This window comes from Sphingopyxis jiangsuensis (genome assembly GCF_016734905.1).
Lineage (GTDB): Bacteria > Pseudomonadota > Alphaproteobacteria > Sphingomonadales > Sphingomonadaceae > Sphingopyxis > Sphingopyxis jiangsuensis.
In genome coordinates, this window is the sequence record NZ_JAERPO010000002.1 from 411,923 (window position 1) to 434,407 (window position 22,485).

Annotated in this window: 15 protein-coding genes; 9 read left to right on the forward strand and 6 right to left on the reverse strand. The window is 65.8% G+C overall.

Translation table 11 applies throughout. The annotated features are described in order from the left end of the window. Positions 1-29: 29 nt before the first annotated feature. Both JI743_RS08695 and JI743_RS08700 read right to left on the reverse strand, forming a co-directional pair. Entirely contained in the window at positions 30-1,760 is a 1,731-nt protein-coding gene (locus JI743_RS08695) for a M56 family metallopeptidase (RefSeq protein WP_201927913.1), read from the reverse strand. After that, positions 1,757-2,125 carry a BlaI/MecI/CopY family transcriptional regulator gene (locus tag JI743_RS08700; protein WP_201927915.1) on the reverse strand — a complete coding sequence of 123 codons (369 nt, stop codon included), beginning with the start codon at positions 2,123-2,125 and terminating at the stop codon, positions 1,757-1,759. The genes JI743_RS08695 and JI743_RS08700 overlap by 4 nt, the downstream gene beginning before the upstream one ends. Before the next feature lie 387 nt (positions 2,126-2,512). Here JI743_RS08700 and JI743_RS08705 point away from each other — a divergent pair, with 387 nt between their 5' ends. Next, a complete protein-coding gene (locus JI743_RS08705; RefSeq protein ID WP_201927917.1) occupies positions 2,513-3,643 on the forward strand; it encodes an acyltransferase family protein in 1,131 nt (376 codons plus the stop codon). Position 3,644: 1 nt separating this feature from the next. On the opposite strand, the gene JI743_RS08710 is transcribed toward JI743_RS08705, so the two are convergent. From JI743_RS08710 to JI743_RS08725, 4 genes are read right to left on the reverse strand one after another with little or no spacing between them, the layout of a single operon-like run. Next, the gene (locus JI743_RS08710) at positions 3,645-4,073 is read right to left on the reverse strand and encodes a GFA family protein (protein WP_201927919.1); all 429 of its coding nucleotides are present in this window, start codon (positions 4,071-4,073) and stop codon (positions 3,645-3,647) included. A 50-nt stretch (positions 4,074-4,123) separates the two neighbouring features. Then, positions 4,124-4,456 (reverse strand): Grx4 family monothiol glutaredoxin, encoded by a 333-nt coding sequence (grxD, locus tag JI743_RS08715; protein ID WP_201927921.1) that lies wholly within the window; start codon positions 4,454-4,456, stop codon positions 4,124-4,126. A gap of 49 nt (positions 4,457-4,505) precedes the next feature. Further along, entirely contained in the window at positions 4,506-4,739 is a 234-nt protein-coding gene (locus JI743_RS08720) for a BolA/IbaG family iron-sulfur metabolism protein (RefSeq protein ID WP_201927923.1), read from the reverse strand. A gap of 12 nt (positions 4,740-4,751) precedes the next feature. Then, the gene (locus JI743_RS08725) at positions 4,752-5,078 is read right to left on the reverse strand and encodes a DUF1476 domain-containing protein (protein WP_201927925.1); all 327 of its coding nucleotides are present in this window, start codon (positions 5,076-5,078) and stop codon (positions 4,752-4,754) included. A 207-nt stretch (positions 5,079-5,285) separates the two neighbouring features. On the opposite strand from JI743_RS08725, the gene JI743_RS08730 reads away from it, so the two are divergent. From JI743_RS08730 to JI743_RS08765, 8 genes are all read left to right on the forward strand, one after another. Further along, positions 5,286-8,387, forward strand: coding sequence for a CHAT domain-containing protein (locus JI743_RS08730; RefSeq protein WP_201927926.1), 3,102 nt, complete (start codon positions 5,286-5,288; stop codon positions 8,385-8,387). A 4-nt stretch (positions 8,388-8,391) separates the two neighbouring features. Beyond that, on the forward strand, positions 8,392-10,470 hold the full coding sequence (locus JI743_RS08735; RefSeq protein ID WP_201927927.1) for an adenylate/guanylate cyclase domain-containing protein: 2,079 nt from the start codon (positions 8,392-8,394) through the stop codon (positions 10,468-10,470). Continuing rightward, positions 10,457-11,221, forward strand: coding sequence for a hypothetical protein (locus JI743_RS08740; protein ID WP_201927928.1), 765 nt, complete (start codon positions 10,457-10,459; stop codon positions 11,219-11,221). Before JI743_RS08735 ends, JI743_RS08740 begins: the two co-directional genes overlap by 14 nt. Positions 11,222-11,408: 187 nt before the next feature. Then, positions 11,409-13,223 (forward strand): ShlB/FhaC/HecB family hemolysin secretion/activation protein, encoded by a 1,815-nt coding sequence (locus JI743_RS08745; protein ID WP_201927929.1) that lies wholly within the window; start codon positions 11,409-11,411, stop codon positions 13,221-13,223. A gap of 30 nt (positions 13,224-13,253) precedes the next feature. Continuing rightward, complete coding sequence (locus JI743_RS08750; protein ID WP_201927930.1) at positions 13,254-19,304, forward strand: beta strand repeat-containing protein; 6,051 nt, start codon at positions 13,254-13,256, stop codon at positions 19,302-19,304. A gap of 64 nt (positions 19,305-19,368) precedes the next feature. Then, complete coding sequence (gene cysS, locus JI743_RS08755) at positions 19,369-20,934, forward strand: cysteine--tRNA ligase (protein WP_201927931.1); 1,566 nt, start codon at positions 19,369-19,371, stop codon at positions 20,932-20,934. A gap of 140 nt (positions 20,935-21,074) precedes the next feature. Beyond that, a complete protein-coding gene (locus JI743_RS08760; RefSeq protein WP_330902355.1) occupies positions 21,075-21,521 on the forward strand; it encodes an endonuclease domain-containing protein in 447 nt (148 codons plus the stop codon). Beyond that, positions 21,518-22,462, forward strand: coding sequence for a D-2-hydroxyacid dehydrogenase (locus tag JI743_RS08765; protein WP_201927934.1), 945 nt, complete (start codon positions 21,518-21,520; stop codon positions 22,460-22,462). The genes JI743_RS08760 and JI743_RS08765 overlap by 4 nt, the downstream gene beginning before the upstream one ends. The last annotated feature ends 23 nt before the right edge of the window (positions 22,463-22,485 follow it).

The following is a 22,485-nucleotide window of genomic DNA, read 5'->3' on the forward strand; positions in this document are numbered from 1 at the left end:
GGACGGGGGTCAGCGTCGAAGCTGAAACCTCAGTCGCCGGACTCTTCGATCTCGGCGATCGCGCGGTCCATGTCGGCGAGTACCTTGGCACGGATTTCGTCGCTCAACTTGCCGGAACTCTCGCCACTGGCAAAACGTTCGCGGGCCTTTTTAAGCGCCGAAACCTGCGCCGTCCGGTCGCCTTCCGGGCCGCAATGGGTCATCACGACGCGGCTCTTCTTGCCGCCTTGCTGTTCCTCGAACTCGATGACGGGCATCGCCTTCGCATCCTTGCCGCACTTGGCGAAGGCAAAACCCTTGCCGTCGGCCGACGACCATGCAGCGGGGGGCATAGGCGGGATGGGCGGCATCGGGGGCATGGGGGCGAGCGCAATGCTGCGCTTCCCTTTCGCCTCGAGCCGGTCGGCAATAGCATTTGCCTTCTTGCCCGTTACGCCCTGCTCCTTCAGCGCCGACAGAATTTCATCACGCGTAGGCGCGCCGGGAAGCGCGAATTCGAAGCGCTTGACCTTTCCGCTCGCCCCCGCTTCGGGAGCCCAGTGGAGGCCGTGCTCGCCGCCGCCCTTGCGCTCGCCGTCCCGGATCACGACGCGGTGGATCTCGCGCTTCTTGCCGCCATCTGCCCCCTTGGCGTCGTCGTCGGTCGTGACGATCATCACGCGGTGGACGCCGGGTGCCGCGGGCGCTTCCGGTGCAGCAGGCGGTGCAGGCGGCTGCGGCACGTCGGTGGGCGCTGCGGGCGGGGCCGGGGGCGCCGGGGGTTCCGGCGCATCGGCGTATTGCGCATTCGCACTGGCAATCCCCGACGGCACCAGCGTCGCGGTCGTCGCGAGAACCGCCACCGCCGCTCCGCCGACAAGCAAGCGCCCCATGGCGCCGCGCTTGATCGAAACATCCTCCCGCATCAACATCGTCAGTCTCTCCTGCAAATTATCGTGGACCGCCATCGGCGCGGCGAGCGACAGGCGCGAACCGACCGCAGCCTTGGCGATGGCATGGGCGTAGCGGACGGTGCGCACTGCACGCGGACTGCTGTCAGCCATCGTCAGCACACGCGCATCGCACGCGGCTTCCTGATCGAAGCGGAAGGCCCTGATGGCGCGCCAGGCAAAGGGATTGAACCATTGGGTCGCGAGCAGCACGAGCGCCGCCGCATTCGCCCACAAGTCGCCGTGGCGATGGTGCGCAAGTTCGTGATCAACCGCCAGCGCGCGCTCATCGGCGGCATAGCGTGCAAAGAAATCCTGCGGCACTGCGACAAACCGACGCCACAAACCAAAGGCGATAGGGCCATCGACCGCGTCCGACATGACGAGGCGGATCGACCCGATCGGCTCGAGCTCGACCGATGCGCCCAGTACCGCGCGCCGGAAACGGTCGTGCGCGAGCATGGCTGCGACGATAACCGCGACCATGCCAACCGCCCATGCTGCGAAAAGCCACGGCAGCAATTCGGCCAATGACCAGAGCGGAGCGGCCGCCGACGCCGCAGCCGCACCATCGAGCGCGCCGAGCTGGGCCGCGTCAGGCCAGACAATCTCGGTCACGGGCATCGCTACGGGTGCCGCAGGCACGACGGGATCGGCGAAGGGAAGTGGCGGCAAGACCAGGCGCAGCGCCGGGATCAGCCACAGCGTGTAGGTCAGCTTCGGTCCGAAAAAGCGCGCAAAAGGCTTACGGATCAGCAAGATCGCTAGCACGAGCAGCGCAGTTGTAACGAGCGTGTCGATCCACACGTCGAACAGCATCGCGGCGCTCATGACTTCAGCCTCCGCAGCAGCGCCTCAATCTCGGCGATGTCGCGATCCGACAATGCCTCGCGCTCGGCGAGATGAGCGATCAAAGGGCTAACCCGGCCGCCGAACAGGCGGTCAACGAAGCGCTGCGACTCCTCGCCCACCGCATCGGCGCGCTCGATGGCCGGCGAATAGAGATAGCGCCGCCCGTCGGCTTCGGCCGTCACCGCGCCCTTTTGCACGAGCCGCGCGAGCAGCGTTTTGACGGTCGCCTGCGTCCAGCCGTTGCGCTTGCCGACGCGTTCGGTCAGGTCGGCGGCCGTCTGCGGGGCCCTGTCCCACAGCGCTGCCAATACCTGCATTTCCGACTCGCTTGCTCGTTCCGCCATGCCGGACCCCTCCTCTAGGCGTTCACCGATAGAACACGACTACAATTGTAGTCAAACGGCTGAACGCTTCCTGAACGAAAAATTACGCACGAGTGTCGGAATTCTTGACAAACGGCGGGGGCGGTAAGGATTCGCTAACCAGCGTCTCGCGTCATAATCCGCGATCGCCGCGATTTGGCACGGCGTTTGAATAGTATGTCCACGTTCCCGAGTGTTCCGCTCAAATGGAGCGGTGGGGGGCATCGGTCTGGTCCCTGATGCCCCCTGCCCCCACCGGGACATCCCCCACTTACCCCAAGCGAACGGGGGCGGAGCGGCCAATCGGCCCCGCCCCCGGAAGCCGTCGGTTTAATCGGCTGTTATCCATTCTGGTGCACAGCGTGCGGTATGGGACACGCTCGCGCCGCGCCTCGCAAACTGGCTGCCCTCGACCTGCTCCGCTTCGCCTGTGCGATGCTGGTGCTCGCGGCGCATTATTTCGCCTCGTTCGCGCGCGCGCCAAGCGCGGCCGCGCGCGAGGCTCTTTCGGGACAGGATCTCGCAGCGCCCTTCGCGTCCTTCACCTGGTTCGGATGGATTGGCGTCGAACTATTTTTCGTCATCTCGGGCTTCGTCATTGCATTGTCAGCGCGCGGCAGCGGGGCCGGCCAGTTCGTGCGACGGCGCATCCTTCGCCTCGCCCCGGCAGCATGGCTTTGTGCAACGATCACCGCGCTTGCCCTCATCTGGGCGGGCATCTTCACGCCCGCCGAAGTCGCACGGCGCTGGACAGCATCGACTCTTTTCCTCGCCGCCGCACCACAAATCGACGCCTCCTACTGGACGCTCGGCGTCGAGGTGAATTTCTATCTGCTCGTCGGCCTTGGCCTGTGGCGCGCAGGTGATGCCGTCCTTGACGTGCTGCCCAAAATCCTCGCTTTCGTCGGAGCGCTGTTCTGGACGTCGTACCTGCTCGCAGGTCCAGGCCCGGGTCAGCCACCGTCGCTCGGGCTATGCTTGTTGCTGGCGCCGCACGCCAGCTTCTTCGCCGTCGGCATGATGCTCGAACGCCGGGCACGGACCGGCGCCCTGTCTTCGCCGTCTTTTTTTGTACTCGCTCTGGCAGCCTGCACGGTCGAAATCGCCAATGTCACGGCCGCTCGCATGACGGCGATGGATGTGACCCAGGGGTTTGCGCTTCCCTTCCTATTCTTTGTAGCGGGACTACTCGTCATCGCGAGCGCCGATCGCATCGCAATCGGAACGCAATGGCTCCCGATGGCTACGCAGCTCGGCCTTGCCACTTACCCACTTTACCTCATTCATCAGGATGCGGGGGCGGTCGCCGCGGCTGCGTTGCTTCGTACGGGGATGTCATTCACCGAAGCGTTGCTATTGACGACAGCAATCGTCGTCGGCTTTGCATTGGCCTGCACACGATGGCTTGAGCCGGTAGTCCGGGCGCGGCTTGCACACGCCATCGACGCCCTCGCACGTCGCCGTGCCGCGGCTCATTCCGGGGCACTACCCGGCGCCTGAACTAGTCGGCTGCGTCGACCAACTTTCCCGAACCGCCGATTTCGGCAGGAAAATCGACAAACTTCGGCAGATCGTCCGAAACCGCAAAAACGGCCTCGGCGTAGCTCAGATGCGCCTTTGGTTCGAAATCGACGGTCGGCAGGATTGCCGCGCGAACATCGACGACGCCGAGCTTGGGATGGTCGATGAACATATGACCGCCGCACTGCGTGCAATATTTGCGATCGCTCGTCCCGACCTTGTTATAGCCGCCAATCAGTTCGGCGCCCTTGGTCACGGCAACATTGTCGGACGGCCAGATGGTGAAGGCAACGAACGGCGCCCCCGAATAGCTCCGGCACGACTGGCAGTGGCAATATCCCATATCGACCGGATCGCCCGACACTGCGATCTCGACCGCGCCGCAAAAGCAGCTTCCCTTGTGCGTCATAACATCTCCACCATAATCTGTTTGTCACGCTGCGGCACACGCCGCAGCAATCAGTCCGCCTTGGTCGGGATGCCGTCCATCACCTGATGAAGTTCGCCCGCCTCCCACATCTCCATCATGATGTCGGAGCCACCGACGAATTCGCCCTTCACATAAAGCTGGGGAATCGTCGGCCAGTCGGAAAATTCCTTGATGCCTTGCCGGATTTCCATGTCCTGCAGGACGTCGACGGTATCATATTCGATGCCAAGCCGGTCGAGCATCGCAATGGCGCGCGAAGAAAACCCACACTGCGGGAACAAGGGGGTGCCCTTCATGAACAGCAGCACGGGATGATCGGCGACCAGCTTGGCAATGCGGTCGTGAGTGGCGGGGTCGGTCATGTCAGGTCTCCGGTGGCGCACGCGGTGCGCAATATTTTGCTCTGCCCCCTTATGAGGGAATGGCGGTGGTCAATTGCAAGGCGTGAAGTTCGCCGCCCATCCGGCCGCCGAGCGCCGCATAGACCGCCTTGTGCTGCGCGACACGCGACATGCCCGCGAATGAGGCGCTGACAATGTGTGCCGAATAATGGTCATTGTCGCCCACAAGGTCGGTGATCGTGACGTCGGCATCGGGAAATGCCGCCTCGATCAGGCTCCTCAATTCGGATTCGCGCATCCCCATCGCCGATCGTCCTCAGTTCCGGCTTTCGATGAACTGGCGGCGAGCCTCGGTTGCCTTCTCGTTGAGCGCGGCCCGGATTTCGGCATCGCTGATCTCGACCTTTGCGGCGGTCAGGTCGCCCGCCAGCTTGCGGATGACATCCTCGTCGCCCGCTTCCTCGAAATCGGCCTGGACGACGGCCTTGGCATAGGCGTCGGTCTCCTCGGGCGTCAGCCCCATTCGCTCGGCCGCCCATTCGCCGAGTAGGCGGTTGCGGCGCGCGGTGATGCGGAACTGCATCTCCTGGTCGCGGGCAAACTTCGCCTCGAAAGCCCGTTCACGATCGTCGAATGCGTTCATCTTGTCCTCACCGGGTTGAAACAGTCGATACCAGATAGGTGCCCGACTGCGGCGGCGCAAGCCGCCTGTGCCCCAGATCACTTCCCTTTTGAAAGCGAAGGGTTTAGGGTCCGTCGGCAGGGAATGGGTCGTACCACAGCAGCGAAGATGGCACCCTGACGCACGGGCGACAGGGCGCTTCGGTTATGTGTTTTGGGGGAATGTACGATGGCCGCTCGACTTAAGGTTTGTTTGTCGGCGCTCGGTGCCGCTTCGATAGCGGCAACGCCACCGGCAGCGGCACAAGGCCAAGGTGTCGACCCAACGCTGCGCGACAGTTTTTCGATTGGCGAGCAAGGCGGATCGCTGTGCGCGGTTCAGGCGACCGTGCGCGATTCGGTCATCCGCGGAATGTTCGATCGCGCGTGGGTCATTGTCTGCCGCGATGCGAGCCAGCCGGTCGGCTATGTCCGCATGCTGCGCGCGGATCGCGCCGAGGCGGCGGCACGCATCGACGCCGGACGGACGGAAACGATAGATTGTAGTGCCGCCGGCACCTGCACGGTGCGCGGCAGCGACATCGCTTGGCAGACGCGGATCGAACAACAGGGCGAAACGGCCTATGCCGTCGAAGGCTTTGCCGCCTATGGCGATGCGCTCGACATCGCGCTCGAATCGGTTCGCCAGCGCCGCGTCGTCCCAGGCGTCATCAAGGTCGCCACGACCTCGGTCGGCGGCAACGACGGCTTTGCCCGGACGCTCGCGGGAACCATCGATGTCGACAAGGCGCTTGCCGAAGGATACCGGCGCAACCACAGCGGCGATTATGCCGAAGCCGCCGAATTTTTCGAGGCGCTGTCGCGGCGCGCGCTTGACGAGCAGGATGCGGTCGACATCGACCCGACCGAATTCACCCTCAACCGCGCGCTGCAGCGCTCGAACCTCGGAGAATTTTCCGAGGCGGAACGGCTGTTCGGCGAGGTCGAAGCCATCCCGACGAGCGATCCCGTGCAGATCCGCCTGCGGCGCAATTTCCGCGCGATCCACGCGCTCAACCAGCGCGATCTCGATGGCGCCGCGTCGATCCTTCAGGCCCCCGTCCCGCCGCTGCGCGATGCGGTGACGGTCTCGGGCGGCGCGGTGACGCTGACGCCCGAAATCGTCGCCGGCGTCAACAGCGGCACGAACAGCGCGATCCGGCAGGATGGCGGTCGCGAAAAACTGACCCCCGCCGAGCGGGCGAAGATTATCGACGCGCAGGCCGACCATCTGTTCGGGACGGTCGAGCGGCTGCGCGGCAACGCCAGCGCGGCAAAGGCCGCGCAGATCAAGGGTCTCGACGATGCGATTGCGGTACGCGAAGGGCGCGTGACTTCCATTATCCGCCTGCGCTCGCAAATGCTCGGCGAACTGGCGCTGGCCGAAGAAGCGCTCGGCAACATCGGTGCGGCAGACGCGCGCTTTATCGAATCGGTGAATGCGCTCGCGGTCGAATATCCCGAAACCAATGCGCTCGCCTCGGCCCGTGCGCGCTACGCCGCCTTCCTGACGCGACACGGCCAGGACGACAAGGCGATCGGCATCTATCGCGAGGTCGTGAGCGCACTCGCCTCGTCGCAGCGGTCGACGACCGGCATGGCGAACATGATGGCGCCCTATTATCGCCTGCTCACCGAGCGGGTCGGCTCCGACGCTGCAGCGATCAACGACTTCTTCGTCGCCAGCCAGCTTCAGGTCCGCCCCGGCGTAGCCGATACGCAGGCGGTGCTCGCACGCGAACTGTCGAGCGGCAGCGGCGAAGGCGCACGGCTGTTCCGGCAGGCGACGACGATCGCCCGCGATATCGAGCGGGCGCGGATCGAGGACGCGCGCCTCGCGCAGCTTCCGGCGACGGCGGAGGTCAATGCGCTGCGCGCCGACCTCAAGACCCAGCTCGACAATCTTGCCTTTCAGCAGACCGAAACCATCGGCGCGCTTTCGGCCTTCCCGCAATATCGCGTGGTCGCATCGGGCAAGCTCGAGCTGACGGAGTTGCAGCAGGTGCTGCGCCCCGACGAAGCCTATCTCAAGATGCTCGTCGTCGGCGATGCGGTTTACGGGATGCTGATCGAACCCGGAGCGGCGCAGCTTTGGCGTTCGGACATCGGTGCAGGCGCGCTCGAAGGCGCGGTCGACCAGCTTCGGTCGACCATCTCGGTGGTCGAGAGCGGCCGCCGCGTGACCTATCCTTTCGACGCCGCAACGGCGCGGTCGCTTTATTCGCGGCTTTTCGGCCCCGTCGCCGAGCGCCTGCCCACTGTGAGCCACCTGATTTTCGAACCCGACGGCGCGATGCTCAAGCTGCCGATCAACCTGCTCGTCACCGCCGACACCGGGCTGGCCGCCTATGACGAGCGGCTGCTCGACGTCGACGCCGATCCGTTCGACATGCGCCAGATTGCTTGGCTCGGGCGCGCGACGCGGCCGTCAACCGCGGTATCGGCGCTCGGATTTCGCAATGCGCGTCAGGCAGCGCCGTCGAATGCCCGCAACCAATATTTCGGGCTCGGCGAAAACGTGCCGGTCACCGGGCTCCTCCCGTCGCTCGGGACGCGCGGCGCGGTCGGCGTCGGCGTCGATGACGACTGCCAATGGGATTTGGCGCAGTGGAGCCGCCCGATTTCTTCGGCCGAACTCGTTACCGCGAGCAACGCCATCGGCCGCGACACCGCAACGCTTCTCACCGGCGGAGACTTTACCGACACGGCCGTCAAGACGCGCAGCGACCTGTCCGACTATCGCATCATCCATTTCGCAACCCACGGTCTTGTCACCGCACCGCGCCGGTCGTGCCCGGCGCGTCCGGCGCTGGTCACCTCGTTCGGCGACGGTCAATCCGACGGGCTGCTGACCTTCCAGGAAATTTTCGAGCTCAAGATCGATGCCGACCTCGTCATTCTTTCGGCCTGCGACACTGCCGGCGCGGCCTCGGTCGCGGCGACGCGCGAGGCCGGCATTTCGAGCGGCGGCGGCAACGCGCTCGACGGACTGGTGCGCAGCTTCATCGGCGCCGGCGGACGGTCGGTAATCGCAAGCCACTGGCCCGCGCCCGACGATTTCGACGCAACGCGGCGGCTGATCGGCGGGCTGTTCACCGCGCGTCAGGGCGATAGCGTCGCCGACGCGCTGTGGGCGACGCAGCAGCAGTTGATGGACGACCAACAGACGTCGCACCCCTATTATTGGGCCGGTTTCGCGATTATCGGCGACGGCGGCCAACCGTTGCTGCACGCAATTGACACCGCATCGACGGCGCAGCGGGGGGAGACGGCAGGCCGCTCGGCACGCTGACAGCATGACGGAAACGGCAACGATCGAACCCACCGCGGCGTCCGACGGACAGCCCGCCGCCGTGCCGCTGCGCAAGCGCATCCGGCGGCTGGTCACTCAACTCGGCCCGTCGCGCATGGTCGCGACGATCCTGTTCCTGATCGTCGCAGTGCTCATCGCGCGTTTCGGGTGGGAACTGCCGCTCGCGCGCGACGCCGAGCGGACCCTCTATGATGCGCGCGCAACGCTGATGGCGCCGCAGACCCGGCAGGACAAGCGCATCGTCCTTGTCACCTATAATGACGAGACGCTGTTCAACACAGGCATCCGCTCGCCGCTCGACCGTACTCTGCTCGCCAACGCGCTCGCCAATCTCGACAAGATGGGGGCAAAGGCCATCGGCATCGATATCGTGTTCGACTCGCCGCGCCCCGACGACGAGTTGCTCAAGGAGCAGCTTCGGTCGATGCAAACGCCGACGTGGCTCGCCTATGCCGAGCAGGCAAGCAACCCGAACACCATTTTTTATGAGCAGCAGAAGTTTCTCGAGGCATTCCAGGCCGACGTCGTCGGGCCGCGCACCAAGCCGACGAGCGTGCTGTTCCGAACCGACGACGACAGCGTCATCCGCAACTGGCCCGACCGCCCTGCCCATCTGCCGCCATTGATGGCCAATGCGCTCGCGCCGGTCGATTCCGCCCATGCCAATTTTCAGGGCAATATCCGCTTCCTGCTCCCGGCACGCGCCGCCAGGGGACAGGAGGAACCGGTGTTTGCCAACCTCCCCATCGACATTTTCGGCGCGCCACTCGACGATGCAATGCTCGCCGGAATGTCGGACCTGGTGCAGGGGCGCTATGTCCTGATCGGCGGCGACATCATCGACAACGACCAGTTCAACACGCCGCTCAGCCGCTTTCCCGATCCGATATCCGGCGAGCATGAAACGATGATCGGGCTCGAAATACATGCGCATATGCTCGCGCAGCAGCTCGACGGCGCCTGGACGAACCCGCTTCCGCGCGTTTCGCTCTGGCTTCTCGCGATCCTCGTGGTCGTCGCCGGGGGATTGACCAGCATCGTCGATCTTCGCGCGCGCTGGGTCGCACTCATTTTTCTCGGGCAGTCGGCTTTCTTCCTCACCTTTCCCTTCTGGGTGCACGCGCGGGGCGTCGATACCACGACATTGCCCGCATTCGGCTGGGCGATCGGCTGGCTGTTCGGCTATGCCGCCGTCGGCACCGCCGCGCGGACGGTGGGCGCCCGCCAGCGCGCCTTTGCGCAGTCGGCGCTCGGCAAATATCTGCCCGCCGATGTCGCAGCGCAGATCATGCGCGATCCCGACCAGCTTTCACTGCATGGCGAGCGCCGCAACATCTTTTGCGTCTTCACCGATCTCGAAGGATTCACCCAGCTAAGCCATGCAGTTACGCCGGAAACGGTCGCGCGTTTGCTCAACGAATATCTCGACAGGCTGAGCGATATCGTCCTCGACCACGGCGGAACCATCGACAAATTTGTCGGCGATGCGATTGTCGCCTTCTGGGGAGCGCCGCTTTCGCGTCCCGACGATGGCGAACGGGCAGCGGCAGCAGCGGTCGCGATGTACGAAGCGGGCGAAAAATTTCGTGTCGACCTTGCCGAGGGCGTCCCGCCGATCGGCATGACGCGCGTCGGGCTGCACGTCGGCGATGCGATTGTCGGCAATTTCGGTGGCGAGGACCGCATTCAATATACGGCGCTCGGCGACAGCATGAACACCGCATCGCGGCTTGAATCGGCGAACAAGAGCTTGAAATCCGGCATTTTGATCTCCGCCGAGGCGGCCGCCCATGCCAAGCGCGACGACCTTGTTCCGATGGGCCGGGTGACGTTGCGCGGGCGTGCGCAACCGGTCGATGTCTTCACCCCGCGTCCCGACCTGACCCCCGACCAGCGCCGCGCGATTGCCGCCATGGTCGAGGCGCATGCCGCGGGCGACAAAAACGCCTTTGTGACCCACGCCACAGCGCTGGCCACGGAATATAGTCAGGATGCAGCCATCAACTTTCTGATAGAACGTCTGAACGCGACCGAAAAAGGAGAAAGCTATGCCCTTTCCTGAACACTCGATACGCCGCCTCGGCCTGACCGCCGTCGCCGCGGTCATGGCGGTTGCCGTTGTCGGCACCGCCGCCGCCCAGTCGATGGTCGTCCGCTCGACCGGACCTTCGGCGAGCAAATATCCTACCGGCACCAAGCTCAAATCGAACGAACGCGTCACGCTTGTTGCGGGCGACAGGGTCGTACTGATGCAGGGCGGCAAGACCCGGACGCTGTCGGGACCCGGCACGTTCAACGCGACCGGCACCGTCCAGGCGAGCCAGTCGATGGGGTCCACCGTCACCCGCATGCTCGCCAAGGGGCCGTCGGTTCGCTCGCGCGGCGGATTTTCGCGCGGCCCCGGCGATCCGGAACCGGTCGACGTGCGCGCGCCGAATCTGTGGCTGCTCGACTATCGCGAAGGCGGCACCTTCTGCGTCGTCGACCCGGCATCCTTGCTGCTCTGGCGCCCCGATATGGGTAGCGACCAACTGCTGCGCATCGAACGCGGCGAACGCGCTGAAACCGTCGCCTTTGTGTCGGGCGCCAATTTCCGCAAGTGGCCGACCGAAACGATGCCCGTCCAATATGGGGTCGATTACCGGCTCTCGGGTGCGGGATTGGCCGCGCCGGTGACGGTCCGCTTTGCGGCGCTCGAAGCGCTGCCCGAAACACCGGAGGCGTCGGTCGAGACACTGATGGCGAATAGCTGCTCGCCACAGCTCGAGCGGTTAGTCGATGCGATGGCGGAATCGGAAATGACCGGGGGATGAGGCCGGAAGGGGCGCGGCCATTGTTCGCGCCCCATCCGTCTGATAACAATAGGGCGAATGGTCACCGCACGAAGCGGCCTGCCCTTTCCTTGGGTCGAAAATGCGTTCCGTCGTCGCAAGACGGAGCGAATGGATCTGGCGCCGCGATGCTTTTTCGCGCGTCGGCGCGCGAGGAGTGGGGACGGTTATGGGGGTAGTGCGACATTGCAAGCGGCAGCGACCGGCGGGTGATCCTGCCCGCATCCTGCTGACCGGGTCGGCGGCTCTCGCGCTGGCGGGACTGCCGCTGGCCGCGCAGGCGCAGGTCGCGCCGCAAATTCCGACACGCGAGGAAATCCAACCGGTTGCGCCGCCACCGACGCAGCCGCCGCGCGAGCAGATCGTCGCCGTCGATGACGAGATCGAGCGGTCGCCCTGCCCGCTCGCCAGTCCCGAATATGCGAATATCCGCATCGCGGTCCGCCGCGTCGAGTTCACATCGGTCGAAGGGATCGACCCGGCAATGCTGGCGCCGAGCTGGACCGACCGCACGGGCGACGACCTGCCGATTTCGGTGGTCTGCGACATTCGCGACCGTGCGGCGACGATGCTGCGCGCGAAGGGCTTTCTCGCCGCGATCCGCGTACCGCCGCAGACGATCAGCGACGGGGTGGTGCGGCTCGACATCCTCGCCGCGCGCATGGCGCGGGTCGAGGTGCGCGGCGACGCGGGCGCCAACGAAGCCCTGCTCGCGCGCTATCTGTCGCGGCTCGACGACCAGCCGGTATTCAACATCGCCGAGGCCGAGCGCTATCTGCTGCTCGCGGGCGACATTCCGGGGCTCGACGCGCGGCTGACGCTGCGGCCGGGGGCGGTGCCGGGCGAGGTTGTCGGCGAGGTTCTGGTGACGCGCACCCCCATCCTCCTCGACGGCAGCACGCAGAATTTCGGATCGCGCGACGTCGGCCGCTGGGGCAGCGTCCACCGCGCGCGCTTTGCCGGGCTGACCGGAATGGGCGACCTCACGACGGTCAGCTTCTATTCGACCCCCGATTTCGATGAGCAAAAGGTGCTGCAACTCGCGCACGAGTTTCGCATCGGCGGCGAAGGCTTGCGGCTGGGTGCAAGCTATACCTACGCCTGGACGCGTCCCGACGTGCCCGCCTTTCCGATCAGGTCGAACACCCAGATCGCCAGCCTTTTTGCAAGCTATCCAGTGGTGCTGACGCAGGCGCGGCGGCTGACCGTCGGCGGCGGCCTCGACTTCATCGACCAGGACATCAAGTTCGGCGGCGTCCCCCTCAATCGCGACCGGCTACGCATCTTCAGCCTGCGCGGCGACGCAAGCTGGATCGATCCGGCGTCGGTCGCCGGGCGCAGCGGCTTCAGCCCCGCCGAGCCGCGCTGGTCGCTCGCGACCTCGCTCGAGGCACGGCAGGGCGTCAAGTTCCTCGGTGCCAGCGACGATTGCGGACCCGGCGGCGCGGCGTGCTTTGCGCCGGGCGCCATCCCGCTGACGCGCGTCGAAGGCAAACCCGACGCATTTCTCGTCCGCGCGCAGGCCCATGCCGAGTTCCGCCCGCACAAGCTGTTCACGCTCTCGGCGGCACCGCGCGCGCAATGGGCGAGCGATCCGCTGCTCGCCTATGAGGAGTTTTCGGGCGGCAACTTCACCGTCGGTCGCGGGTTCGACCCCGGCACGGTCATCGGCGACAGCGGCGTCGCGGTGGCGCTTGAAGCGCGCTACGGCTCTTTCGTTCCCGCCAACGTCAAAAGCTTCGCCTTTCAGCCCTTTGTCTTTTTCGATGCGGCGTGGGTTTGGAACAAGGACAGCGTGTTCAACGGCCTGAACCCGCAAAAGCTCTATTCGGCGGGGGGCGGCGTGCGCGTTGCCTATGGCGACCGCGCGCGCCTCGATGCGACGATTGCGGTACCACTCAACCGCGGCGGCTTCCTCGCGCAGCGACCCGACCCGCGCTTTCTGCTCTCTTTTACGACCCAGTTCGGCATCAAGGCGCGCTGAGCCATGCGATTTGCATCAAGGACCATTGCCATGTCTGCCAGTTCCAACCCCTCGTCAGCCCGTCACGGCAAACACCGCCTGATGACCAGTTGCGCGGTCGCCGCAGGGATGATGGCGTTGGCGTGCGGTGGCCCGGCATTGGCGCAGGTTGCCGGCACAGGAACGTTCGTCAGCGGAGGAGGCGCGGGCAGTTCGATCGTCGACAGTGGCGCGACCAATACGACGACCGTCACGCTGGGATCGAACCAGAGCATCATCAACTGGGTGCCGACCGATACCGCACCGACGGGCGGTGCCATCGACTTCCTGCCCGATGGCGAGAATCTGAACTTCATCGGAACCGGCGGCTATACCGTCCTCAACCGCTTCGTCGACGGCGGCGGCGGCAGTCTGAGCCGCCAGATTGCGCTCAACGGCACGGTCAACAGCTATATCGGATCCACCACCGGGCCGCGCGGCGGCAATATCTGGTTCTATAATGCCGGCGGCATCTTGATCGGCGCGACCGGCGTCATCAACGTCGGCAGCCTTGTGCTCACGAGCAACGACATCGACACGACGGGCGGCCTGCTCGATCCGACCGATGACTCGATCCGTTTCCGCGGTGCGTCGGGCGGCCTGTCGTCGATCACGGTCAACGGCAGCATCACCGCCGGAAACACCCTCGATCCGGGCAGCAGCTATGTTGCGATGGTCGCCCCGCGCATCGTGCAGGCGGGCTCGGTCAGCGTCGACGGCTCGGCGGCCTTCGTGGCGGCAGAACAGGCCGACATCCGTATCAACGGCGGATTGTTCGATATCAATGTACTCGTCGGCGCCGAAGGCGGCACGGTCATCACGCACAGCGGAACGACGACGGGCCCGGCGCATCAGCAGGGCGATACCGACCAGAGCCGCATCTATATGGTCGCGATCCCGAAGAATGTCGCGGTCGGCATGCTCGTGTCGGGCAATGTCGGCTATCAGGATGCGATGTCGCCGCAGATCGAACCCGACGGCGCGGTTCGGCTGTCGGCGGGATATAATATCGTCGGCGGCGAACTCGACACGACGCCGGTCAACGGCGTCGCAGCCAATATAACCGTCACGGACACGATCTTCGACAGCAGCGTCGTCGCGCAGGCGAGCGGCGCCTTTGTAGGCGGGCCGCTGCTGCCGCTGGCGGGAATGGGGCCGCCGATCAACAATCCGGGGCCGACTGCCGACGGGCGGCTTGTCGTTCTTGGCGATGCGACCTTCATCGGCGATGCCAGCGCAACCCTGACCGTCGGCGCGACGCAACAGGTCGGTGCGACGGGCAATATGGTCGTGCAATCGGGCGGCGCCAACGGTGCGGCCGGCACGGCATCGGTCAATGTCGCGGAGGGCGGCTCCCTCGTTACGCTTGGCGACCTGTCGGTTCTTGCGAACGGGGTAGCCGACAGCCTGACCGGCGACAGCGAGGGCGGAACCGCGTCGATGAATGTCGCGGGCAACCTGACATCGAACCTCGTGACGGTTGCATCGCAAGGGTCGGGCGCGGGCAATGCGGCCGTGGGCGGAACCGGAACCGGCGGCAGCGCGAGCTTTACGCAAACGGCGGGTACGACGTCGGTCGGATCACTGGTCGTCGCAGCCGACGGCAGCGGCGGCATGGGTGACGGCACGCCGGGATCGGGCGTCGGTGGGTCGGCTTCGATCACGCTGACCGGCGGCACGATCGGCGCCGGCGATATTTCCGCAACGGCAAATGGCCTCGGCGCCACCGGTACGACCGGCAGCGACGAGGATATGGCGAATATCATTCCCGGCGGCGCAGGCGGAACGGGTCGGGGCGGCGACGTCACCATCACGATCGATGGCACCGCAGTGGTCAGCACGACGTCGGTCACGGCGTCGGCCAGCGGTCGGGGCGGGGACGGCGGCGATTTCGTCAATGTTTTCAGCTTCAGCGGAAACCCCGGCCCGACGGGAGACGGCGGCGACGGCATCGGCGGCACCGCGACGGTCAACAACTTCGGCGGCACCACCATTGCCGAGGATATGGTAGCCGACACGTCGGGATTCGGCGGGGACGGCGGCAGTTCCTTCTTTTCGAGCAGCAGCGGCGGCGCGACCGGCGTCGGCGTCGGCGGAACCGGCGGATCGGGGCAAGGCGGGGTTTCGACAATCAACCTCACTGCTGCGGTCGACCCCGGCGTGGCACTGTCCGCCTTTGCGCAAGGCGCGGGCGGCGATGGCGGTCAGCACAATGTCGGCGGGACGGGCGGATCGGGGCTCGGCGGTCTCGCGCAAGCGATCGTCGACGATTTCGATGCCGGTGACCTTGGCGTAACGCTCGACTCGCGTGCCGTGGGCGGCGCGGGATCGGACGGCCGCGATGGCGCGGGGGGCAATGGCGGCGATGCCGTCGGCGGCGTGTCGCTCGTGCTTGCCGACGGTCCGAACGCCAATGTTTCGGTGACACAGGGCAATTTCCTGACCTTCGGCTCGGGGGGCAATGGCGGCAACGGGGCGCTTGGCTTTGGCGCGAGCCCTGCAGTTTCGCCGTCGGGTGGCAATGGCGGAAGCGGAACAGGCGGGCAGCTCGCGCTGATCGCGACCGACGGCGGCACGGTGAACCTGCCTGCCCCGACGAGCGGCAACATCCTGCTCGAAAGCGCGGGTTTTGGCGGCAATGGCGGCGATGGTGCCGACGGAGGCTTCATCGACGGCTCTGGCGGCGGCAATGGCGGCAATGGCGGCGCCGGAATCGGCGGCGAAGTGCTGCTGTTCGGCGACGGCGGCACCGTGACGTCCAACGGTAACGCCATCGACATCGCCGCCTATGGCGTATCGGGAACGGCGGGGGCCGGGGGCGCCGGAACGGGAACGGGCGTCGACGGCGCCGACGGCATTGTGACCGAAGACGAAGGCGGGCACGTGACGCTCGACGCTGTCGGCTCGCCAACCGGATCGCCGGGTTTCGTCGGCCTTGGCGACACGACGATCGCGACAAATGGTACGCGTGCTGGGCGCGTCGTCCTGCGCACCGGCGCGGGCGGCACGATCGAACTGTCGAGCCTCGACGTCCAGGCGCTCGGCTTTGCCGATCCAACCAACAACGATCTCGACGAAGCCACATCGGGCATTTTCCTCGGCACCGCGGGCGGCAGCATCACTTCCTTCGGGTCGGTGTCGCTGACCACCGACGGCTCGGTCGGGGTCTATGCAACGTCGGACGGTTATGTCGACGCCGGTGACGATCTGGTCATCCAGGCGGGCGACCAGATCGACATTCGCCACGACGCACGCGAAGGGACCGTTCCGACAATCCACGCCGCGGGCATATTCGCGGCGACGGCGGGAACAAGCATCGCTGGCGCGCCCGGCAGCATCCTTTCCGCCGACGGGACGATGACGCTCGACGCCAATGGCCCGACGGGCACGATCGTGGTCGACACGCTCAACGGCGGCAGCGACATCGTGATGAGCAGCACGAGCGATGCGAGCGTCGAACATGCGGAGGCGGTCAACGACTTCACTGCCACGGTGGGCAGCTTCACCACCGGCCTCAACTCGATCATCACCGGCGGCGACATCACCGTGACCTCGCCAGGCGCGGTCGACCTGGGCAATTCGACCGCAGGCGGCTTTGTCTTTGTCGATGGCCAATCGATCGCCTTCAATGCCATCGACGCGGGCGATTTCGTCAGCCTGAACGCGACCGGCACTGCCCCCGGCGCCGAAGGTATCGCCGGCGGCTCTATCACTGCTCTCGGTAGCATCGACCTGTTCGGTAACAGCGTCAGCGTCGCCAGCATAACGGGCGACAACTCGATGTCCGCCATCGGTACGGGCGGAAGCGTCGCCATCGACCAGGCCGATGTCGCGGGACTGATTACCGTGTCGGCGGTCGGCGACGTGACGGGCAGCTATTCGGCCGGCGGCGACATATTCCTCGGCTCCGGCGCCAATATCACGGCCAGCGTCAACGCAGCCGGGGGCTTTCCCGATCCGCAGAATGGCGATGCGCCGCTGGCAGGCAACGGCTTTGTCGACGCGGCGGGCGATGTCGCCCTGACCGACAGCAGCACCGCGGGGATGATGGGGGTCAACGGCGACGGATCGGTAACGCTGACCAATGCGACCGCGGGCGAAGACATATTGGTAATCGCCGGAACGACCGCCAACCTGACCGACGTGACCGCGGGAGACGACATCGGCGTGCGCGCCAACGGCGACATCACCATCGCCAACGCGACCGCCGATGCGAGCGGGATCGACGGATTCGAACTGTTCTTCGCGCGCGGATCAGGCTTCACGATCGGCATGGGCGGAGGCAGCAGCTCGCTCGACGGGTCGGACATCGTCCTCGCCTCTGCGACAGGTGCCGTCGATGCCGCGGGATTGTCGGCGGGCGACGACATATTGATAAGCGCAGCGACGACCATCGCGGTCGACGGCGCGACGACGCTGGGCACCGGCCTCAACGGCGGCGACAGCAGCATCCGCACGACCGGCGCAGCGACGACGCTCGCCAATATCGACGCGTTCAGCGACGTCGCCGTCGATTCGACCGACAGCGTCGATATGACCGGTCCGGTCGGCGCCGGGCGCAATATTGCGATCACCGCCGCCGGTCCGATCACCGGCGGCTCGGTCGCGGCAACGGGCGACGTCTTGCTCGCGAGCAGCGACGGGGCGATCGCCATCGACGGGCTTTCGGCGGGCGGGACCGTCGACGCGAGCGGCCTTTCGGCCGCAATCGCCGGTTCGGGCGCACTGACGTTCAGCAATCTCGTCACCGATGTCGGCGACGCGACGGTGCAGGCGGGCAGCCTGACAATATTCTCTGCCGATGTGGCAGGGAACGCGCAATTCGCGGCAACCAGCGGGCAAATGGCGCTGACCTCGATCACCGTCGGCGACACGCTTGGCGCCTCGGCACTGACGACGATGCTCGTCGACGGAGCGATTGCCGCGCGCTCGATCGCGCTGGCGTCGGCCGACATCGACATCGGCCCGTCGGCGCAGGTGGGCAGCGCCGGTCTGACCGATAACCTGTCGCTTACGAACAACAGCAGCGACGTGCAGACCTTCATCGGCGGCACCGGAACGCGCGCGGGTTACCACCTCGACGCCGACGAAATGATGCGCATTTTCGGCACCGCGATAGAGATTGTCGCGCCCGATGTGCAGGATGTCGGCAGCGGATCGGTCGGGTCGGCCGCACCGCCCGACGTCATCGTCGACAGTTTCACCGTAGCCGGCGGAACGCCGGGTTCGAACATCGGCGCGAGCGGCGCGCTGACGATCCGCACACCGGGCAAGATGCGCGTCATCGGCAATGTCCAGATGACAGGGCTTACGGCCAACAACAGCCTCAACCTCTTCGCCGACGACGCGCTCGAGGTGATATTGGGCCAGGGCAGCGTCAGGCTCGACAATGGCGGCGTCCCGACCGGGATGCTCAACATGGCGTCGGACGACATCATCGTCGCGACTGCGGCCGCCATCGCCGACGTTGCCGCGGCGAACTCGACCGACGCGATCGGGGCGCGGCTTGCGGAGAATGACGGCATAGTGCTCAGCGACGGCGCGCTGTTTGCGGGCGGCATCAACGCGGCTGTCAGCGGCGGATTTTACGTACAGAACAGCGGCACCAGCAGCGACTTTGACGCGCGCCGCGGGTTCACATTCGGGGCGCAGGGGCTCAATGTCGATACGCTCGGTTCGAATGTGCGCGTCGTTATCAACGGCGTGCGACTGGAGGCCAACGGGCAGATCACCGGACTCGACGTGCTCCCGCTGCTAAGCTTCAACGGCTCGGCCCCGACCGCGGGCACCTACGACCCGCGCTCGACGCTCAACGGCTGCCTCATTGCCAACCCCGGCGTCTGCGGCATTTTCCCGCCGCCATCGCCCGAGTCCGAAAGCGACTTTCCGGTTCAGGACGTCATCGAAGAAACGAGCGAGAGCGACGAGGATGGCGAAGGCAATGTCCTGTCGGCGCCGCTCATCACGATGCGCGACCTCGACCCGCTGACCGGCGAGCCGTTGCTCGACGACCCCGTGACGGGCGCGGGCAACGACGATCTGTGGACACCGACGACCGAATAGCGCCGCAACCCGCGCGCTGGCTTTCGGTTGACGGGAAACCCCGGCGCGGGGCATGGGCCAAGCCATGACCGATGCCCCTGCCCCGCCGCTCAAGCTGTTCAACAGCCTCACGCGCCGTCTCGAAATCTTCGAGCCCGTCCACCCCGGCGTTCCTGGCGATCCGGCGAACCCGCCGGAGGCGCGCGTCTACAGCTGCGGCCCGACGGTCTATAATTACCCGCATATCGGCAATATGCGCGCCTACGTCTTTGCCGACACGCTCGGGCGCACGCTGTCGTTCAAGGGTTACAAGCTCACGCATGTCATCAACATCACCGACGTCGGCCATTTGACCGACGACGCCGATGCGGGCGAGGACAAGCTCGAGAAAGCGGCCGCCGAAAAGGCGCAATCGATCTGGGATATCGCGCGGCACTATACCGAGGCTTATTGGGCCGATGTGAAGGCGCTCAATATCCGCCAGCCGGCGCACTGGTCGATCGCGACCGATTATGTCCCGCAGATGATCGAGTTCGCGAAGGCGATCGCCGACAAGCATTGCTACGAGCTCGACAGCGGCCTCTATTTCGACACGTCGACCGTCGCCGACTACGGCCGCCTCGCGCGCCATGCCACCGATGAAGGCGAAAGCCGCATCGATCCCGTCGACGGCAAGCGCCACCCCGCCGACTTCGCGATCTGGCGCAAGACCCCGCCGGGCGAGAAGCGCCAAATGGAATGGGATTCGCCCTGGGGCAAGGGCGCACCGGGCTGGCACCTCGAATGCTCGGTGATGTCGGAGGCCCTGCTCGGCTTCCCCTTCGACATCCACACCGGCGGCATCGACCATCGCGAGATCCATCATCCGAACGAAATCGCGCAGAACCAGGCGCACAGCTGCTCTGCCGACAGCGGCGCGCGCATCTGGATGCACAATAATTTCCTCGTCGAACGCTCGGGCAAGATGTCGAAATCGAGCGGCGAGTTCCTGCGCGTGCAACTGCTCATCGACAAGGGCTACCACCCCCTCGCCTATCGCCTGATGTGCCTCCAGGCACACTATCGCAGCGAGCTGGAGTTTTCTTGGGAGGGGCTCGGTGCGGCGCTGACGCGGTTGAAGCGGCTGGTGATGGCTGTCGAAAAACTTGATCCTCCCCGGAACGGGGAGGTGGCATCGCACAGCGATGACGGAGGGGGGCGGCGTCCTTCCGCCGATGCAGTGCAAGACCGCCAACCCCCTCCACCGGCTTCGCCGGTCCCCCTCCCCGTTCCGGGGTGGGTCGCAGACCTACTGGCAAAGTTTGACGCCGCCATGTCGGACGATCTCAACACGCCCGTCGCGCTGACCCTGCTCGAGGAAGCCGCAGCGATGAAAAAGGTCGACGCGAGCCAGAAGCGCGCGGCGTTCGCCGCGATGGACGCGGTGCTCGGCCTCGATCTGCTGACCATCGAGCGCGCCGACCTGCGTGTCCGGCCGAAGTCCGCGACAATCGCCCAAGAAGAAATCGAAACCACGCTCGCCAAACGCAAGGAAGCCCGCGCCGCCAAGGATTTCGCCACCTCCGACAAACTCCGCGACGAACTGATCGCCGCGGGCGTCGAGGTGATGGACGGCGACCCGCTCGGCTGGGACTGGCGGCTGGAAGCGTAAGCGGCCCCTCCGTCAGCGCTTCGCGCTGCCACCTCCCCATTGCAAGTCAATGGGGAGGATCGTTAAGAGCCAATCCTCCCCATCAACTTGCGATGGGGAGGGGGACCGCCCGCGCAGCGGGTGGTGGAGGGGCAACGACGGTGCGTCCAGACAAACCCGCTTGGACCATCCGCCGCGCCAAACGGCTCCGCCGCCAACTCACCCTGCCCGAAACCCTGCTCTGGCAAATCCTGCGCACCGCGCCCGGCGGCCACAGGTTCCGCAAGCAACATCCCGCCGGCCCCTATATCCTCGATTTTTTCTGCGCCCGCGCCAATCTGGCGATCGAGATCGACGGCATCGCGCACGATATGGGAGGCAACCCCGCACACGACGAACGGCGCGACGCCTGGTTGCGCGCCAATCGGATCGACACGATCCGCATTTCCGCCCGCGCGGTGCTGGACAGCGCCGAGACCGTCGCCCAATCTGTTGTCGACATGGTCGAAGACCGCCTGAACAGATTCGGAAAAGCCCCTCCGTCATCGCTTCGCGATGCCACCTCCCCATCGCAAGTCGATGGGGAGGATCAGAAGGATCGTTTATGACCAAAACCGTCACCGTCCTGTCGGGCCTTATCCGCCCGCTCGTCGAAAACCGCCTGCCCCACTGGGTCGAGCCGCGTTTCTTCCTGTCGAAGGACGAAGCCATGGCGCTCGCTCCCGAGGCGGAAATCGGCTGGTTCGACATGTACGACAAGAAGGACATGGCCGCGGTCATCACCGCTGCGACGAACCTCAAATGGCTGAACTCGATCTACGCCGGGGTCGACGGCATGCCGCTCGACCTGCTCGCCAGGCGCGGGACGGTCGTCACCAACGGCGCCGGCATCAACGCGATCACCATCGCCGAATATGTCGTGATGGGGATGCTCACCATCGCCAAGGGCTATCGTGAGGTGGTGCGCGCGCAGGACCGGCGCGAATGGCTCACCGACTCGCCGGGCAAGATCGAGCTGTTCGGGTCGAAGGCGCTGCTGCTCGGCTATGGCGCGATCGGCAAGCTGGTCGAGGAACGGCTGCGGGCCTTTGCTGTCGACGTGACGATCGTCCGCCGCTCGCCGGGGAAAGACACGCTGACCCCCGACCAGTGGCCGGAACGGCTCGGCGAGTTCGACTGGGTGATCCTCGCGGTTCCCGCGACCCCCGAAACCGACGGAATGATCGGCGCGGCGGAACTCGCGGCGATGAAGCCGACCGCGACGCTCGTCAACATCGCGCGCGGCAGCGTCGTCGATCAGGATGCGCTCGTGGCCGCGCTCGACCAGAAACGCCTCGGCGCCGCCTTCCTCGACGTCACGACACCCGAGCCGCTGCCCGAGGACGATCCGCTGTGGAGCCTCGATAACGCGCATATCACCATGCACCTGTCGGGCCGCGCGCAGGACAAGATGTTCGTGCGCTCGGCGGAGCGCTTCCTCGAAAATCTCGACCGCTGGAAAACCGGCGAGGACGTTACGCCGCAAGTGAATCTGACATTGGGATATTGAGGCCTCTGCGGTAACCAATCTCG

Bases quoted from the DNA above. Each gene is read 5' to 3' on its own strand.
- JI743_RS08735 (WP_201927927.1), top strand. From the start codon at position 8,392: ATGACGGAAACGGCAACGATCGAACCCACCGCGGCGTCCGACGGACAG.
- grxD (WP_201927921.1), bottom strand. From the start codon at position 4,456: ATGACCGACCCCGCCACTCACGACCGCATTGCCAAGCTGGTCGCCGAT.
- JI743_RS08750 (WP_201927930.1), top strand. From the start codon at position 13,254: ATGTCTGCCAGTTCCAACCCCTCGTCAGCCCGTCACGGCAAACACCGC.
- cysS (WP_201927931.1), top strand. From the start codon at position 19,369: ATGACCGATGCCCCTGCCCCGCCGCTCAAGCTGTTCAACAGCCTCACG.
- JI743_RS08705 (WP_201927917.1), top strand. From the start codon at position 2,513: ATGGGACACGCTCGCGCCGCGCCTCGCAAACTGGCTGCCCTCGACCTG.
- JI743_RS08710 (WP_201927919.1), bottom strand. From the start codon at position 4,073: ATGACGCACAAGGGAAGCTGCTTTTGCGGCGCGGTCGAGATCGCAGTG.
- JI743_RS08725 (WP_201927925.1), bottom strand. From the start codon at position 5,078: ATGAACGCATTCGACGATCGTGAACGGGCTTTCGAGGCGAAGTTTGCC.
- JI743_RS08700 (WP_201927915.1), bottom strand. From the start codon at position 2,125: ATGGCGGAACGAGCAAGCGAGTCGGAAATGCAGGTATTGGCAGCGCTG.
- JI743_RS08765 (WP_201927934.1), top strand. From the start codon at position 21,518: ATGACCAAAACCGTCACCGTCCTGTCGGGCCTTATCCGCCCGCTCGTC.
- JI743_RS08745 (WP_201927929.1), top strand. From the start codon at position 11,409: ATGGGGGTAGTGCGACATTGCAAGCGGCAGCGACCGGCGGGTGATCCT.
- JI743_RS08695 (WP_201927913.1), bottom strand. From the start codon at position 1,760: ATGAGCGCCGCGATGCTGTTCGACGTGTGGATCGACACGCTCGTTACA.
- JI743_RS08740 (WP_201927928.1), top strand. From the start codon at position 10,457: ATGCCCTTTCCTGAACACTCGATACGCCGCCTCGGCCTGACCGCCGTC.
- JI743_RS08720 (WP_201927923.1), bottom strand. From the start codon at position 4,739: ATGGGGATGCGCGAATCCGAATTGAGGAGCCTGATCGAGGCGGCATTT.
- JI743_RS08730 (WP_201927926.1), top strand. From the start codon at position 5,286: ATGGCCGCTCGACTTAAGGTTTGTTTGTCGGCGCTCGGTGCCGCTTCG.